This is a genomic window from Microbacterium sufflavum (genome assembly GCF_023091155.1).
In the GTDB taxonomy this organism is placed as follows: domain Bacteria; phylum Actinomycetota; class Actinomycetes; order Actinomycetales; family Microbacteriaceae; genus Microbacterium; species Microbacterium sufflavum.
On the sequence record NZ_JAHWXK010000001.1, the window covers coordinates 2,781,822 to 2,797,819 of the forward strand.

Sequence of the window (15,998 nt, forward strand, 5' to 3'; positions counted from 1 at the left end):
GTCAGTGCAGCAGGACCAGCAGCGCTGCCACGAGGATGAACAGGCCGCCGAAGACGGCGTTGAGGATGCGCTGCCCGCGCGGCGAGGCCGTCAGGCGGCGGAAGGGCCGGGCCGCCACCGCGAAGAACCCCCACATCACCAGCACGTCGACCACGACGACCGTCGCGATCAGCGCGAGGTATTGGGGAAGCTGTGGCTGGTCGAGCCGGATGAACTGGGGAATGAACGCGAGGAAGAAGACGATCGCCTTGGGGTTGAGCAGGTTGACCCAGAAGCCCCGGCGCATCATCGACCAATGGCTCTCGTGCGCCGGTGCGGGGATGGGCGCGTCGTCGAGCGGTGGTGTCGGGCGGCTGAGGATGAGGCGGAGGCCGAGGAAGACGAGGTAGGCGGCGCCCGCGTAGCGGATGAGGGTGAACAGCACCTCGGATCGGGAGACGAGCAGACCGACGCCCGCGGCGACGATCACGACATGAACGATCAGAGCGATCTGCTGGCCGATGATGCCCCAGATGGAGCGCCGCCAGCCCTGCGACAGGGAGTTCGACATCGTGTTGATCGCGCCAGCGCCGGGCGTGAAGCTGATCACCACCGACGCGGTGAGGAGCGAGAACCAGACCGCCAGTGACACGGCTCCAGTCTAGAGCCGCAGGGCAGCGTCGATCCGCGCCTCGAAACGGAAGAAGCCCGGTTCCGAGGAACCGGGCTTCTTCTCTCCGGGTGAGTAACGGGGCTTGAACCCGCGACCTCCTGGACCACAACCAGGCGCTCTACCAACTGAGCTATACCCACCATGCGCCCGCCTGCGCGGGCAACCCTACGAGTCTATTACATGTTCGAGGTGAACTCCGACACGGTGCGCGTCGCGATCTCCTTGGCATCGTCGCTCGACGGCCCCGGCTCGTCGACGAACACGGCCTCCCGGTAGTAGCGGAGCTCACGGATGGACTCGAGGATGTCGGCGAGCGCGCGATGGCCACCGTCTTTCACCGGTGCCTGGAAGAACACTCGCGGATACCAGCGCCGGGAGAGCTCCTTGATGCTCGACACGTCCACGTTGCGGTAGTGCAGCCACTGGTCGACCTGCGGCATGTACTTGGCGAGGAACATGCGGTCGGTGCCGATCGTGTTGCCCGCGAGGGGTGCCTTGCGCTCGAGCGGGACGAAGCGACGGATGTAGGCGAGCGTCTGTTCCTCGGCTTCCGCGAGCGTGACGCCCCGCGGGATCTCCTCGATCAGCCCGGAGGTCTCGTGCATCTTCGTGACGAAGTCGTTCATGTGGGACAGCGCCTGATCGCTCGGCTTGATCACGACCTGGAATCCGGGGTCGAGGGGACGCAGCTCGAAGTCGGTGACGACGACCGCGATCTCGACGAGCTCATCCATGGAGAGATCGAGGCCCGTCATCTCGCAGTCGATCCAGACCAGGCGATCGTTCTCGGAGGCAGCTACCATGTCGTCATCCTATCGAGGGCACCGACATCGCCCGCCTGCCCGCGGTACGGTAGGACTGTCCGCCTCCGTAGCTCAGGGGATAGAGCAGGAGCCTTCTAATCTCTTGGTCGCAGGTTCGAATCCTGCCGGGGGCGCTTCCGATCGACGTAGCGACGGCATCAGCAGTGGCGAAGCGCGGCCACGGCATCGTCGGCACGCCAGAACTCTCCGATCAGCCGGAAGCGGCCGGTCGCGAGGTGCAGCCGCTCCGCCCGGTAGCGCAGACCGAGCGGGTCCGGCACGAGCCTCAGGTGACCGAGGACATACTCCCGCGAGTCCTGGACCCGCCACAGGTGGTCGGCGGCGCGGACGAGATGCTCCTTCTCCGAGGAGAGACGAGGTGCGGCGAAGGGCACCTCGGGGGCCGTGGCGGACGTTCGTTCAGACATCGATTTCTCCCTTCCTGCAACAACGCTAGGACGGGCCACCGACATTCGCGCCGCGCCGGGACACGCGTCTGACCGGGCTCTTCCTCCACGCTTCGTCGATGTCGGCGATGCGTCCCCACAGCGCGTGGATGCGTCAGTCGATGCTCCTGCCGTCACCGCAGGCTGGAGACATCCGGAGAGGCTCCGGCGACAGAAGGAGAACAGCATGACCGAGATGATCACCGTCGTGGGGCGAGTGGCGACCGATCCGCATCAGGGGCACACCGGCGCGGGGGTGCCCGTCACCAACTTCCGGCTGGCGAGCACGCACCGCCGCTTCGAACCGACGACCCAGACCTGGGTCGACTCCAAGACCAACTGGTTCTCCGTGGCGGCGTTCCGGCAGCTCGGTCAGAACGCCAGGGCGTCGCTGCGGGTGGGCGACAGCATCGTCGTGACCGGCCGCCTGCGCATCCGGGCCTGGGAGAGCAATGGGAAGCAGGGCACGAGTGCCGACATCGAAGCCGACGCGATCGGGCACGACCTGCGGTGGGGGACGACCGCGTTCCGGCCGTCGCCGAGACGCTCTCCGGAGACCGTGGCGGAGGGGGAGAAGGATGGGGAGCAGTCTCCCGGTGCCGACTCCGCGAGTGGAAGCGCGCGGACGGCGGCGAGTGGCCGAACCGGAGACGATCTGGGTGACCTGTGGGGCATCGACGGTTCCGGGGACGGGGGTGCGGCGACGGACCAGGCGTTCCCCGACGGCTTCCTCGGAGCGGGAGCCAGGGTGTCGGCGGGGCAGTAGGGGCAGGCGCGCAGCGTCAGCCACGCACCGTCAGCACGCCGGGCTGTGGGTGTGGGCGACGTAGACTCGGCTCGTGCTCCGAACGGCCCCGTCACTCGCCCGCACCGCCCGCGCGTTCGTCGGAGCCGGTGCGATCCTCGTCCTCCTCGTCGGATGCACGGCCGCCGCCGGCGAGCATCCGACGCCGCCGAGCTCCCTGTCGCCCTCGCCCGCGGATACGGCGACGGCGTCGCCGGCACTGCAGCCCGAGGGCACCGCGGAAGACAATCTTCCGTATTTCCGGGCGATCGCGGAGGGTGTGTGGGCCTCGGAACAGCGAGCGGAGGGTCGGGCCTATATCGACGCGCTGGTGGCCGGGGGCTTCGATCGCACCGCCATGCAGGTCACGCCCGACCAGACCACCGTGGGCAACCCGGTGGAGAGCCTCCAGTTCTCGGTGCGCTGGGGAGAGGAGTCCTGCCTGGTGGGACAGGTCGGTCCCTCGACGGGACAGGTGGTGGCCGTCGTCATGCCCCAGCTTGCCGAGGGACGCTGCCTGGTCGGGACGACGCGTCCGATCGACTGGTGATGCTTCGATCACGAACCCTGCCGCCGACGGCCGGTAGGCTGGAGTGTCGATCTTCGACGCCAACAGAAGGAGCGGTTTTCGGTGGCTGAGTACATCTACTCGATGGTGCGTGCGCGCAAGGCGGTGGGCGAGAAGCTCATCCTCGACGACGTCACGATGGCGTTCCTTCCCGGAGCGAAGATCGGCATGGTCGGCCCCAACGGCGCCGGCAAGTCGACGATCCTGAAGATCATGGCCGGGCTCGACACGCCGTCCAACGGCGAGGCGAAGCTGTCGCCCGGCTATTCGGTCGGGATCCTCATGCAGGAGCCGGAGCTGGACGAGTCGAAGACCGTGCTGGAGAACATCCAGGACGGCATCGCGATCAAGGCGAAGCTCGACCGCTTCAACGAGATCTCGGCGCTGATGGCCGATCCCGATGCGGACTTCGATGCGCTGCTCGCCGAGATGGGCACCCTGCAGGAGGAGATCGACGCGGCCGACGGCTGGGACCTCGACTCCCAGCTCGAGCAGGCCATGGACGCACTGCGCACGCCCCCCGGCGACGCCGCGATCGCCCCCCTCTCCGGTGGAGAGAAGCGACGTGTCGCCCTCGCCAAGCTCCTGCTGCAGAAGCCGGATCTGCTGCTCCTCGACGAGCCGACCAACCACCTGGACGCGGAGAGTGTGCTGTGGCTCGAACAGCACCTGCAGTCGTACAAGGGCGCCGTCATCGCCATCACCCACGACCGGTACTTCCTCGACCACGTGGCCGAGTGGATCGCGGAGGTCGACCGCGGTCGGCTGATCGGCTACGAGGGCAACTACTCGACCTACCTGGAGAAGAAGGCCGAGCGTCTCGACATCCAGGGCAAGAAGGACGCGAAGCTCGCCAAGCGCCTCAAGGACGAGCTCGAATGGGTCCGTTCCAGTGCCAAGGGTCGCCAGACGAAGTCGAAGGCGCGACTCGCGCGCTACGAGGAGATGGCCGCGGAGGCGGAGCGGACGCGGAAGCTCGACTTCGAGGAGATCCAGATCCCCGCGGGGCCGCGCCTGGGCAACGTGGTCATCGAGGCGAAGAACCTGAAGAAGGGCTTCGACGGACGCTCGCTGATCGATGGCCTCAGCTTCAGCCTTCCGCCGAACGGCATCGTCGGCGTGATCGGTCCGAACGGCGTCGGCAAGACCACACTGTTCAAGACCATCGTCGGTCTCGAGCCCCTCGACGGCGGCGACCTGAAGATCGGCGAGACGGTCAAGATCAGTTACGTCGACCAGTCGCGCTCGTCGATCGACCCGAACAAGACGCTGTGGGAGGTCGTCTCCGACGGGCTCGACTTCATCACGGTCGGCAAGACGGAGATCCCCTCGCGGGCCTACGTGTCGAAGTTCGGCTTCAAGGGTCCTGACCAGCAGAAGAAGGCCGGTGTGCTCTCGGGCGGTGAGCGCAACCGCCTGAACCTCGCGCTCACGCTGAAGGAGGGCGGCAACCTGCTGCTCCTCGATGAGCCGACCAACGACCTCGACGTCGAGACGCTGAGCTCGCTGGAGAACGCCCTTCTCGAGTTCCCCGGCTGTGCCGTGGTCATCACCCACGACCGGTGGTTCCTCGACCGCATCGCGACGCACATCCTGGCGTACGAGGGCACCGACGAGAAGCCCGACCAGTGGTACTGGTTCGAGGGCAACTTCGAGGCCTACGAGCAGAACAAGATCGAGCGCCTCGGGCCCGACGCGGCCAAGCCGCACCGGTCGACCCACCGCAAGCTCACGCGCGACTGACCCGATGACTGCGCCTTCGCCGGGAACCCGCCTGCACATCCCGATCCACCTCCGCTGGGGGGATCTGGACGCGTTCAACCACGTCAACAACACCTCGATGCTCAAGCTGCTCGAGGAGGCGCGCGTCCGCGCGTTCTGGCGGGCGGGTCCCGGCGAGGAGGCGCCGTCCACGGCGGTGCTCGACTCCGGCATCGACGAGGGCATCCTGACGCTGATCGCGCGGCAGGAGATCGAGTACCTCGCGCCGGTGCCGTATCAGCGTCGACCGCTCGAGGTGCAGATGTGGTTCGGCAAGCTCGGCGGGTCCAGTGTCGAGGTCTGCTACGAGGTGCACAACGACCCGGCCGCGGAGCCGCGGGTGCTGTACGCGCGGTCGACAGCAGTGATCGTGCTCGTCGAGGCCGCGACGGGTCGCCCCACGCGACTCACCTCCGAGATGCGCGAGGCCTGGGAGCCGTACGTCGGCCCTTCCATCGAGTACGCGCACCGCTGACCTCGACGGCCGTGTGACCCGCGCCGAACGCTCGGATCAGGATGCCTCCGACGGCACGCGGATCATAATCTCCTGCGCCACGCTCGCCACCAGCGAGCCGTCGCGCGTGTAGATCCGCCCGGTGGCCAGCCCGCGCCCGCCGCGCGCGTTCGGGGACTCCTGCGCATACAGCAGCCACTCGTCGACGCGCGCGGGACGGTGCCACCACATCGCGTGATCGAGGCTCGCGACCTTGAGTCCCTGGTGTGCCCACGAGACCCCGTGCGCGCGCAGGATGGACTCCTGGATCGTCATGTCGCTGAGGTACGCCAGTGCCGCGCGATGCAGCCGCTGGTCGTCGGGGAGCGGAGCGCGCAGTCGCATCCAGACGGCCTGACGCGGGACCCGGGCATCGTCGTTGGGGAGGTACAGCGGCGACTCGACGTGACGGATGTCCGCGGCGCGATCGGTGAGCATCCGCCGCGCGCCCCCGGTGAGTCCGGGAACGCGATCCTCGTCGGGGAACAGCGTCTCCGGGTCGGGCACGCCCTCGGGCATGGGCTCCGCGTGCTCGACTCCCGGATCCGCATCCTGGAAGGACGCGATCATCGAGAAGATCGGCACCCCGTTCTGGTACGCCTGCGTGCGGCGCGTCGAGAATGAGCGGCCGTCATGGATGCGGTCGACGGCGATCGTGATGCCCTGACTCGCGTCACCGGGCCGCAGGAAATAGCCGTGCATCGAATGGACGGCGCGATCCTCCGGCAGGGTGCGCTCCGCCGCGAGGAGCGTCTGCGCCAGCACCTGGCCTCCGTAGATGCGGCCGCTCGGCATCGGGTGCGAGGAGCCCGTGAAGATGTCCTCGGTCGTCCGGGCCTGGGTGGCGTCGAGGTCGAGAACCTCGAGGAGTCGATCGACGGTCTGGATGGCGTGGTCGTCCGCGCTCATGGGTTCCTCTCCGCGACCGCAGGCGCCGCACCTCTTGGTAGTTTAGAACGCGTGCCGCCTACGCTCCTGCTCGCCGATCCCGACACGGCGAAGGATGTCCTGACGTTCGTGGGCCGCGCCGGTCGCGCGGGCGACGGGGGAGTACGACTTCAGGCCTCGCGCGGGGTCCTGGCGCTGACCACGGCCGTGCTCTCGCCGCAGACCCTGTTCGATCAGACCCCCACGATCCTCGCGATGCGTATCGTGCACGCGGACCCTGAGCTCGAATGCGACCTGGTCGTCGACAGCCTGTCGCCCGCCGACACCCCCGAACGCCTCATGCTGCCGGACACCGGCCTGTCGCCGTCCTGGGCCGGGGTATCCCCGCCGCGCCAGGGCTGGACCGTGGAGGCGTCGCTGGAGGCGTCCGTCGTCGCGCAGCGCGCACAGTGGGGGATCTCCGCCGTGGCGCGGGGGGCGGGCGCCGGCTCGGGCGAGGAAGCGGTTCGCGCGCTCCGAGCGGCCATCTGGGGCGAGCCCGACGACGATCTCGGCGGGCTGCCGCGCGGTGTGGCGTTCGCCGCGGACGCCATGGGCTTCATCTCGGGCGAGGAACAGGTCGGGGTGTCGCGCGCCGGTCGCTGGTCGCGGCTCGCCTTCCGTCGCGGGCATGTGCTGGCACGAGGCCCCGTGGCATCCGGGCTCACGGGCGTGCGGGCCACCGGCACCCGAGCCTGACGGCGCTGCCACCTCGGAGCGACGGGACGGGCGCCAGGGCCTGATGGGACGGCCGAAGCGCCGGCGTGACCCGAGGGCGAGAGCCACGCTCGTCGATCGACCGCGCCGGGGCGTATCCGAGGGTTTCGCCACGAGCCCCGTGGCGCGGGGTCAGTCCGCCGCCGCGGCGGCCGACCTTCCCGCCTGTCGCCCGGAGAACAGGCACCCTCCGAGGAACGTGCCCTCCAACGCCCGGTACCCGTGGACACCGCCACCGCCGAAGCCGCTCGCCTCGCCCGCGGCGAACAGGCCAGGGATCGGGATGCCCTGGGCGTCCAGCGCACGACCGTCGAGGTCGGTGTGGATGCCGCCCAGCGACTTGCGGGTGAGGACGTGCAGCTTGACCGCGATCAACGGGCCGGCGGCCGGGTCCTGCAGCCGGTGCGGCGCTGCCGTCCGGATGAGCTTGTCACCGCGGTAGCCGCGCATCGAGCGCAGCATGCCGATCTGGGCATCCTTGGTGAACTCGTTCTCGATCTCGTGGTCGCGCGCGACCACCTCGCGCCGCACGGTGTCGATGTCGAGCAGCTCGCCACCGTCATGCCGGCTCATCTGCTCCAACAGCGACTCCAGGTCGTTCTCGACGATGAAGTCCTGTCCCTCGTCGAGGAACGCCTGGACGGGGCCGGTCGGTCCTTTGGCGAGCCGCGACTTCAGCAGCAGCCCTACATCCTTGCCGGTGAGGTCGGGGTTCTGCTCGCTCCCGGACAGGGCGAACTCCTTCTCCACGATCTGCCGCGACGTGACGAACCAGGAGTGGTCGTGACCGGTGCGCCGGAGGTGCGCGAGCGTCCCGAGCGTGTCGAACCCGGGGAACAGCGGCACGGGGAGGCGCGCGCCCGTCGCGTCGAGCCACAGGGACGAGGGGCCGGGGAGGATGCGGATGCCGTGCGCGGGCCACACCGGATCCCAGTTCGTGATCCCCTCCACGTAATGCCACATGCGGTCGCCGTTGATCAGGCGGGCGCCGGCGGCCGCGGTGACGGCCTGCATCGAGCCGTCGACATACGCCGGGACGCCGGAGAGCATGTGCGCCGGCGGCGTTCCCAGCCGTTCGGGCCACGCCGCACGGACGAGCTCGTGGTTGCCGCCGATCCCTCCGGACGACACGACGGTCGCCTTCGCCGTGATCTCGAACGCGCCGATCACCTCGCGGGAGGACGGCACTCCCCGTTCCGCACCGCTGGAGGCGAGGACGGAGCCGCGGGCGCCGGTGACACGTCCATCCGTGACGATGAGGCTCTCCACGCGGTGCCGCGCGAGCACGGTGAGCCGACCGCTGCGCTCGCCCTCCTCGACGGCCGCGGCGAAGGGGGCGACGATCCCGGGGCCGGTGCCCCAGGTGATGTGGAATCGCGGCACCGAGTTGCCCGGTCCGATCGCGCCGTAGCCGCCGCGCTCCGCCCAGCCGACCACGGGGAAGAAGCCCACGCCGAGGCTGCGCAGCCATGAGCGCTTCTCCCCGGCGGCGAACTGCAGATACGCCTCGGCCCAGCGGCGCGGCCACTCGTCCTCCGGGCGGTCGAAGCCCGCGTTGCCGAACCAGTCCTGGGTGGCGAGCTCGAGCGAGTCCTTGATGCCGAATCGGCGCTGCTCGGGGGAGTCCACGAAGAAGAGTCCGCCGAACGACCACCACGCCTGGCCGCCGAGGTTCGTCCGCGGCTCCTGGTCGACGACGATGACGCGGCGTCCGGCCGCCAGTGCCTCGCGGGCGGCGACCAGTCCGGCCAGCCCCCAACCGATCACCAGGACGTCCGTGGTCGGGGGCTTCGTCGTCATGTGTTCTCCGTTGATTCCTGACGTGCGCGGGTCTCGAGCGTCGGGCGCCCGTGGGGAGTCGTGCCGATGCCGGACGGCTCGAATGTGTTCACCATGGCATAGGCGGCGCGCTCCAGGTAGTCCCAGAGCGTGGATTCGTGCAGCGGAGACAACCGAGCCTCGTCGACGGCGGTGCGCATGTGACGAAGCCAACGATCACGCGCGTCCGGGTCGATGTGGAACGGCATGTGACGCATGCGCAGGCGCGGGTGTCCGCGGGTCTCGCCGTACGTGGTCGGACCGCCCCAGTACTGTTCCAGGAACATCCGCAGGCGGTCCTCGGCGGGGCCCAGATCCTCCTCGGGATACATCGGCTTGAGCACCGGATCGAGGGCGACCTCGCGGTAGAACACGGAGACGATCTTCCGGAACGTCTCTGCGCCCCCGACCTCGTCGTAGAACGTCATCTGTCGCCATTCCCCTCGGTCGACGGCTTCTTGCGGCGCCAGATGCCGCGGTCCGGGATGACCGGCACGCCCGTGACGGCGTTCGGCCGGGTCTTCGGCGGGTTCGCCCCGCGCACGCGCCGTGCGCCTTCGAGCCCTGTCGGCACGACATCGGACATGCGCGGCACCGCGATCTCCTTCTCCAGCAGAGCGGCCCGCAGCCGGCGCCGCAGCTCCTGTGCGACGTCGTCTCTGGCGTTCGCCCTGGTCTTGATGACGACGCGGACCACAAGGGCGTCGCCGTCGATGGATTCCAGGCCCCACAGCTCGGGCTTCTCGACGATGCGCGTCCGCCACTTGGGGTCCTTCGCGAGGCCCTGTGCCGTCTCGAGCATGATGTGCTCGACCTGGTCGAGGTCGGCGTCCGGGGCGACGCCGGTGTCGACGATCGCGCGTGCCCATCCCTGGGACATGTTGCCGATGCGCGTGACCTCGCCGTTGCGGACGTACCAGAGCGTCCCGTTCACGTCTCGCACCTGGGTGATCCGCACGCTCACGTACTCGACCACGCCGCTCGCCAGACCAAGGTCGACCACGTCACCGATGCCGATCTGGTCCTCCGCGACGAGGAACATCCCGTTGAGCACATCTTTGACGATGTTCTGGGCGCCGAAACCGAGACCAGCACCCACGGCGGCGGTCAGCAGCGTGAGCGACCCGAGCAGGCTGGGACTGAGAGCGTTCACGACCAGCACGATCGCGATGACCACCAGCATCACGTTGACGATGTTCTGGAGGATCGTGCCCAGGGTCCTCGTGCGCTGGACCAGACGCATATCGGCGAGCGGAGAGCGTTCGAGCGCCTGGGTGTCGTCGACCGACGCCTTGTTCTTCGCGCTGTCCACGATCCGGTGCACGACGCGCCTGATCACGCCCCGCAGCACGAAAGCGATCACCACGCAGGAGGCGATGATGATCGCGACGACGAGCGCTTTGCCGCCGATGTGTCCGAGCAGGGTCAGCAGGTCCTGGACCCAGTCGGGAAGCGGGGTGGGAGTGGGGTCTGGCGTGGTCTCGAGGGGGAGGATCATCGCTGCCGAGTTTACCGAGCGGGCCTCTGCCCCGGCTGGAAGCGCGGCGGCAGAGGCCCGGACGGAGGGTGGCGCCGATCAGTCCTCGGCGTCGCGGGACTGCGCCGCCAGCGCGCGCTCGACGTCGGCGAGGTTCTCCAGCACGAGGCGACGGAGCGCCGGCGGAGCGTCCTGGTGCGAGGACAGCCACGAGCGCGTCGCGTCGCGCAGCGCCACGTCGGCCAGCGCCGTGGGGAACAGGCCGACGATGAGGTACTGGGCGATCTGGTAGGTCCGCGACTCCCACACCGGCAGCAGCATGTCGAAGTACTTCGGCACGAACTCGCCGAGCACGTCGGCGCCTGCGGGGTGCACGAAGCCGAGGGCTGCCGACCGGACGATCGTGTTCGGCGCGTCATCCCGCTCGATCAGAGAGGCCCACGCGGCCTGCTTCGAGGCGGCGTCGGGAAGAGCGGCTCGTGCCTGCGCGGCGAACTCCGCGCCCTTGGCGGTGTTGTCGGCGGCGAGAGCGGCGTCGATCGTCGCGGCGTCCGTCGCTCCGATGGTCGCGAGTCCGACGAGCAGCTGCCAGTTCAGGTCGGCGTCGATCTCGAGACCGGGGAGGGTCTCCTCGCCGGAGCGCAGGCGCCCGACGATGCCGGCGTGCTCAGGGGTGACCAGGGCGTTCGCGAACGCCGTGACGAACTGGAGCTGGCTGTCGCTGCCCGCTTCTGCGGCTTCGGCGAGGGCCCACAGGCCGTCCGCGACCTTGAGTCGCGCCGCCTGGCGCTCCTCGGGTCGCACGTACAGCGTGGCCGCCGTGCGCAGCTGGGCGAGCGTCGTGCGGACCGTGGTCGACTCGGTCTCGCGGCCGATGTTGCCCAGCACGAGGTCGATGTAGTCCGAGGCCGCCGTCTCCGCGTCGCGCGTCTGGTCCCAGGCGGCGCCCCACACGAGGGAGCGCGCAAGCGGGTCGTGGATGTCGGCGAGGTGTGCGATCGCCGTCGCCAGCGACTTCTCGTCGAGACGGATCTTGGCGTAGGCGAGGTCGTCGTCGTTCAGCAGGATCAGGTCGGGGCGCGCGAGGCCCTGCAGTTCGGGGACCTCGGTGCGGTCGCCGTCGACATCGACCTCGACGTGGTGGACGCGCGTGAGCGTGCCGTCCTGCAGCGAGTAAAAGCCGATGCCCAGGCGGTGCGGACGGATGGTCGGGTAGTCCGCCGGGGCGGTCTGGGTGATCGCGAAACGCGAGATCTTGCCGTCGTCGCCCTCGGCCACCACGGGCTCGAGCGTGTTGACGCCGGCCGTCTCCAGCCACTTCTTCGACCAGGTGCCCAGGTCGCGTCCACTCGTGGCCTCGAGCTCCGACAGCAGGTCGCTGAGCTCGGTGTTGCCCCACGAGTGCTTCTGGAAGTACTGCGACACCCCGGCGAAGAACGCCTCGATGCCGACCCATGCGGCGAGCTGCTTCAGCACCGAGCCGCCCTTGGCATAGGTGATGCCGTCGAAGTTGACCTGCACGTCTTCCAGGTCGTTGATCTCCGCGACGATCGGGTGCGTGGAGGGGAGCTGATCCTGGCGATAGGCCCAGGTCTTCTCCATCGCGTTGAACGTGGTCCAGGCCTCGGTCCATTCGGTGGCCTCGGCCGTCGCGATGGTGGAGGCCCACTCCGCGAACGACTCGTTGAGCCACAGGTCGTTCCACCACTTCATGGTGACCAGGTCGCCGAACCACATGTGCGCGAGCTCGTGCAGGATCGTGACGACCCGGCGCTCCTTGACGGCGTCGGTGACCTTGCTGCGGAAGACGTACGTCTCGGTGAACGTGACCGCACCCGCGTTCTCCATCGCCCCGGCGTTGAACTCGGGCACGAACAGCTGGTCGTACTTCGCGAACGGGTAGGGGACGCCGAACTTCGATTCGAAGTACGCGAAGCCCTCACGGGTCTTGTCGAAGATGTAGTCGGCGTCGAGGTGCTGCCACAGGCTCTTGCGGCCGTAGACGCCGAGCGGGATCACGCGGCCGGAGGCGCTGGTGAGCTCGGAGAACGTGGACTCGTAGGGTCCCGCGACGAGGGCGGTGATGTAGGAGGAGATGCGCGGCGTCGGCTCGAATCCCCAGGTGGCGGTGACGTCGTCGTCGTGCACAATGGGCTCGGGCGTGGGGGAGTTGGACACGACCTTCCACGCCGCGGGCGCCGTGACCGTGAACTGGAACGTCGCCTTGAGGTCGGGCTGCTCGAAGACCGCGAAGACGCGGCGCGAGTCCGGCACCTCGAACTGCGAGTACAGGTAGACCTCGCCGTCGACGGGGTCGACGAATCGGTGCAGGCCCTCGCCCGTGTTGGTGTAGAGGCAGTCCGCGTCGACGACGAGCACGTTCTCGGCCTGCAACCCGGACAGCGCGATGCGAGAGTCGGCGAAGACCTCCTGCGGGTCGAGCTGCTCGCCGTTGAGAGAGATCTCGCGCACGTCGCGGGCGATCAGATCGATGAAGGTGAAACCGTCGGGCGTCGCGGAGAAGCGCACGACGCTGCGGGAACCGAAGACCTCGGCGCCCTTCGTCAGATCGAGGGCGACCTCATAGGAGTGCGTGTCGATGACATCGCGGCGCTCCTGCGCTTCGATTCGGGTGAGGTTCTCTCCAGGCACAGCTGTACTCCCAGGGGTGAGGGGATGTCACCGGGGTCGGCGCAGTTGGCGCCGACGGCAACCATGACAGCCTACGCCAGTGCGCGAGGCGGGCTCACGCTCTGTGCGCATTCTCCCGGCGGCGAGCGGACACCGGTGCCTCGACGAGGTGGGAGGATGGAGGGGTGACTGCGATCGAGCCGAATGTCGTCCCCTTTGCCTCGCCTGCCGCCGCCAGCGGTGCGCCCTTCGTGACCACGCCCGTCGCGTACGATGCGATCCTCCTCGCCGGCTTCGGTGGCCCGGAGGGTCAGGAGGACGTGATCCCGTTCCTCCGCAACGTGACGCGCGGCCGCGGCATCCCCGACGAGCGGTTGGAGGAGGTCGCGCACCACTATCGTCACTTCGGCGGCGTGAGCCCCATCAACGGGCAGAACCGCGTGCTCAAGGAGGCGCTCGAGCAGGCGCTCGTCGCGCGCGGCATCGAGCTGCCCGTGTACTGGGGCAACCGCAACTGGGCCCCCTACCTCGAGGAGGTCGTGCCCGAGGCGGCGCGCAACGGGCACACCACGCTGCTCGCGTTCGCCACGAGCGCCTACAGCTCGTTCTCCAGCTGCCGCCAGTACCGCGAGGACTTCGCGCGCGTGCTGGAGGAGACCGGCCTCGGGGAGACCGTCACGATCGACAAGATCCGCCCGTTCTATGACCACCCGGGTTTCGTCGAGGCCTTCGAGTCGGGAGTGCGGGAGGCCATCGAGGGCTTCCTGGCGCAGGGCATCGCCGCGCCGGACATCCAGATCCTGTTCTCGACGCACAGCATCCCGACGGCCGACGCCGAGCGTTCCGGCGCCCGCGACATCGACTGGGGCGAGGGCGGCGCCTACGCCGCGCAGCACCTGGCCGTCGCGGCCTGGGTGATGGACCGGGTACGGCAGTCCGTGCCGGCGGCGGCCGACGTGGCCTGGGAGCTCGTCTACCAGTCGCGCTCGGGGCCCGCGTCGCAGCCGTGGCTCGAGCCGGACGTGTGCGACGTGATCGGTGAGCTTCCCGCGCGAGGGCGGCGCGCGGTCGCGGTCGTGCCGGTGGGATTCATGAGCGACCACATGGAGGTGCTCTGGGATCTCGACACCGAGGCGGCGGAGGCGGCGGAAGACGCGGGACTCGCGTTCACGCGCACGCCGACGCCTGGCGTGTCGCCGACGTTCGTCGAGGGGATCGTCGACCTGATCGAGGAGCGGCTGCAGGGGCGTCCGAACGAGGAGCGCGCTCACGTCACATCGCTCCCCGGCGGCTTCGACGTCTGCCGGCCCGGCTGCTGCGAGAACGTCAGGGCGGGGTTCAAGCCGGCGGCCGCCGGCGTCGCCCCGTGACCGGAACGGGTGTCGGCGGCGGCTTCTAGGATGGAAGCCATGCGCATCCACATCGCCACCGATCACGCTGGACTCGATTTCTCCACGCAGCTGCAGGAGCACCTGCGGGCGGCGGGGCACGAGGTCGTCGACCACGGTCCGGTGGAGTACGACGCGCTCGACGACTACCCGGCGTTCTGCATCCGGGCTGCTCAGGCGGTGGTCGCCGATCAGGAGGCGGGCGTCGAGGCGCTGGGTGTCGTGTTCGGCGGATCCGGCAACGGCGAGCAGATCGCGGCGAACAAGGTGCGCGGTGTCCGCGCGGCCCTGGTGTGGAACCTCTCCACGGCCGAGCTCGCACGGGAGCACAACGACGCCAACGTGATCTCCATCGGCGCGCGGCAGCACACGTACGACGAGGTGACCTCCTTCATCGACCGGTTCATCTCGACCCCGTTCTCGGGCGACGAGCGTCATGTGCGCCGCATCGGACAGATCGCCGACTTCGAGCGCGACGGCTCGCTGCTCCCGGATCCGCGGGGCTGACATGCCCGAGGGTCACTCCGTCCACCGCATCGCCCGGCAGTTCGACCGCAACTTCGTCGGCAAGGTGCTCCGCGCCTCCAGCCCCCAGGGACGCTTCGCCGAGGGGGCGGCGATCCTCGACGGGCGCACGGCGACGAGCGTGCAGGCGGTCGGCAAGCAGATGTTCCTGGAGACCGAGGGCGACCTGTGGCTTCGCGTGCACCTGGGGCTCTACGGTGCCTGGGACTTCGCTGGCGAGATCCTCGTCGACCCCACGATCGCGTCTGCGAATGGACGTATGGGTCAGACGAACCAGCGAGGCACCGTGCTGGAGGACCCGATCCTGGACGACGCCGGAGAGAACTCTCTCGCCTCGATCGGCGCCCCGCGACGCACGCGGGTGCACGTGCGCATGTCCGAGCAGACGAAGGGTCTCGCGGACGAGGGGGTGGAATGGCCGCCGCCCGTGGTGGGGCAGGTGCGTCTGCGGCTCATGACCGACATCACGGCCGCCGACCTGCGCGGCCCTACGGCGTGCGTTCTGCAGACGCCCGAGGAGATGCTCGCGACGGTCGCCAAGCTCGGTCCGGATCCGCTCGTCGGTGATCCGGCCGAGAACGAGGAGCGCTTCGTCCGCGCGGTGCGCAAGAAGTCGACGCCCATCGCGCTGCTGCTGATGGACCAGGCGGTGGTGAGCGGCATCGGCAATGTGTATCGCGCGGAGATGCTCTACCGGCAGCGGCTCAATCCGCACACGCCCGGACGAGACGTGCCGGAGGATGTGGTGCGCGCCCTCTGGCACGACTGGGTGCGCCTGCTGGCGATCGGTGTCGAGACGGGTCAGATGATGACGATGGACGACCTGTCGCCCGACGAGTACCGTGCTGCGATGGCGAGCCGCGACGACCGGCATTGGGTGTACCACCGCGCCGGACTCCCGTGCCGGGTCTGCGGCACCGAGATCGCGCTCGAGGAGATCGGCGCGCGCAAGCTCTACTGGTGCCCCCGCTGCCAGGCGTGAGTCCGCGCTGGCGTGTGCGGGCGCCC

16 protein-coding genes and 2 tRNA genes are annotated in these 15,998 nt (G+C 69.1%); 9 read left to right on the plus strand and 9 right to left on the minus strand.

Annotation, left to right across the window (positions count from 1 at the left end):
- Position 1: 1 nt before the first annotated feature.
- The 3 genes from KZC56_RS13415 to orn form a co-directional block, all read right to left on the minus strand.
- Positions 2–631, minus strand: coding sequence for a LysE family transporter (locus KZC56_RS13415; RefSeq protein WP_136031863.1), 630 nt, complete (start codon positions 629–631; stop codon positions 2–4).
- A gap of 88 nt (positions 632–719) precedes the next feature.
- Positions 720–792: transfer RNA gene (locus tag KZC56_RS13420), tRNA-His, on the minus strand.
- A gap of 36 nt (positions 793–828) precedes the next feature.
- Entirely contained in the window at positions 829–1,455 is a 627-nt protein-coding gene (gene orn, locus KZC56_RS13425) for an oligoribonuclease (protein WP_247638757.1), read from the minus strand.
- A gap of 61 nt (positions 1,456–1,516) precedes the next feature.
- On the opposite strand from orn, the gene KZC56_RS13430 reads away from it, so the two are divergent.
- A tRNA-Arg gene (locus tag KZC56_RS13430) sits at positions 1,517–1,589 on the plus strand.
- Between the two features lie 24 nt (positions 1,590–1,613).
- Here KZC56_RS13430 and KZC56_RS13435 read toward each other — a convergent pair.
- Positions 1,614–1,883, minus strand: a complete 270-nt coding sequence (locus tag KZC56_RS13435; RefSeq protein ID WP_247638758.1) for a hypothetical protein — start codon at positions 1,881–1,883, stop codon at positions 1,614–1,616.
- 205 nt (positions 1,884–2,088) lie between these two features.
- Between KZC56_RS13435 and KZC56_RS13440 the strand changes: the two genes are divergently transcribed.
- The 4 genes from KZC56_RS13440 (at position 2,089) to KZC56_RS13455 (ending at position 5,489) form a co-directional block, all read left to right on the plus strand.
- On the plus strand, positions 2,089–2,667 hold the full coding sequence (locus KZC56_RS13440; protein WP_247638759.1) for a single-stranded DNA-binding protein: 579 nt from the start codon (positions 2,089–2,091) through the stop codon (positions 2,665–2,667).
- A 73-nt stretch (positions 2,668–2,740) separates the two neighbouring features.
- Positions 2,741–3,235 (plus strand): DUF6993 domain-containing protein, encoded by a 495-nt coding sequence (locus KZC56_RS13445; RefSeq protein ID WP_240744576.1) that lies wholly within the window; start codon positions 2,741–2,743, stop codon positions 3,233–3,235.
- Between the two features lie 81 nt (positions 3,236–3,316).
- Entirely contained in the window at positions 3,317–4,996 is a 1,680-nt protein-coding gene (gene ettA, locus KZC56_RS13450; protein WP_136031871.1) for an energy-dependent translational throttle protein EttA, read from the plus strand.
- 4 nt (positions 4,997–5,000) lie between these two features.
- Entirely contained in the window at positions 5,001–5,489 is a 489-nt protein-coding gene (locus KZC56_RS13455; RefSeq protein ID WP_136037378.1) for an acyl-CoA thioesterase, read from the plus strand.
- A 36-nt stretch (positions 5,490–5,525) separates the two neighbouring features.
- On the opposite strand, the gene KZC56_RS13460 is transcribed toward KZC56_RS13455, so the two are convergent.
- Positions 5,526–6,416: an acyl-CoA thioesterase gene (locus KZC56_RS13460; protein WP_247638760.1), complete on the minus strand. Its 891-nt coding sequence runs from the start codon at positions 6,414–6,416 to the stop codon at positions 5,526–5,528.
- Positions 6,417–6,467: 51 nt separating this feature from the next.
- Between KZC56_RS13460 and KZC56_RS13465 the strand changes: the two genes are divergently transcribed.
- Positions 6,468–7,133, plus strand: a complete 666-nt coding sequence (locus KZC56_RS13465; RefSeq protein ID WP_136031878.1) for a DUF8185 domain-containing protein — start codon at positions 6,468–6,470, stop codon at positions 7,131–7,133.
- A gap of 150 nt (positions 7,134–7,283) precedes the next feature.
- On the opposite strand, the gene KZC56_RS13470 is transcribed toward KZC56_RS13465, so the two are convergent.
- The 4 genes from KZC56_RS13470 to pepN form a co-directional block, all read right to left on the minus strand.
- The gene (locus KZC56_RS13470) at positions 7,284–8,951 is read right to left on the minus strand and encodes an FAD-binding dehydrogenase (protein WP_247638761.1); all 1,668 of its coding nucleotides are present in this window, start codon (positions 8,949–8,951) and stop codon (positions 7,284–7,286) included.
- Entirely contained in the window at positions 8,948–9,397 is a 450-nt protein-coding gene (locus KZC56_RS13475; protein WP_136037375.1) for a globin, read from the minus strand. The genes KZC56_RS13470 and KZC56_RS13475 overlap by 4 nt, the downstream gene beginning before the upstream one ends.
- Positions 9,394–10,467, minus strand: a complete 1,074-nt coding sequence (locus KZC56_RS13480) for a mechanosensitive ion channel family protein (protein ID WP_136031884.1) — start codon at positions 10,465–10,467, stop codon at positions 9,394–9,396. The genes KZC56_RS13475 and KZC56_RS13480 overlap by 4 nt, the downstream gene beginning before the upstream one ends.
- Before the next feature lie 78 nt (positions 10,468–10,545).
- Positions 10,546–13,098: an aminopeptidase N gene (gene pepN, locus KZC56_RS13485; RefSeq protein ID WP_247638762.1), complete on the minus strand. Its 2,553-nt coding sequence runs from the start codon at positions 13,096–13,098 to the stop codon at positions 10,546–10,548.
- Between the two features lie 164 nt (positions 13,099–13,262).
- Here pepN and KZC56_RS13490 point away from each other — a divergent pair, with 164 nt between their 5' ends.
- The 3 genes from KZC56_RS13490 to KZC56_RS13500 are packed head-to-tail and all read left to right on the plus strand — an operon-like array spanning position 13,263 to position 15,972.
- Positions 13,263–14,447, plus strand: coding sequence for a ferrochelatase (locus KZC56_RS13490; protein ID WP_136037372.1), 1,185 nt, complete (start codon positions 13,263–13,265; stop codon positions 14,445–14,447).
- Between the two features lie 39 nt (positions 14,448–14,486).
- Positions 14,487–14,972: a ribose-5-phosphate isomerase gene (locus KZC56_RS13495; RefSeq protein ID WP_136037371.1), complete on the plus strand. Its 486-nt coding sequence runs from the start codon at positions 14,487–14,489 to the stop codon at positions 14,970–14,972.
- A 1-nt stretch (position 14,973) separates the two neighbouring features.
- Complete coding sequence (locus KZC56_RS13500) at positions 14,974–15,972, plus strand: Fpg/Nei family DNA glycosylase (RefSeq protein ID WP_136031893.1); 999 nt, start codon at positions 14,974–14,976, stop codon at positions 15,970–15,972.
- The last annotated feature ends 26 nt before the right edge of the window (positions 15,973–15,998 follow it).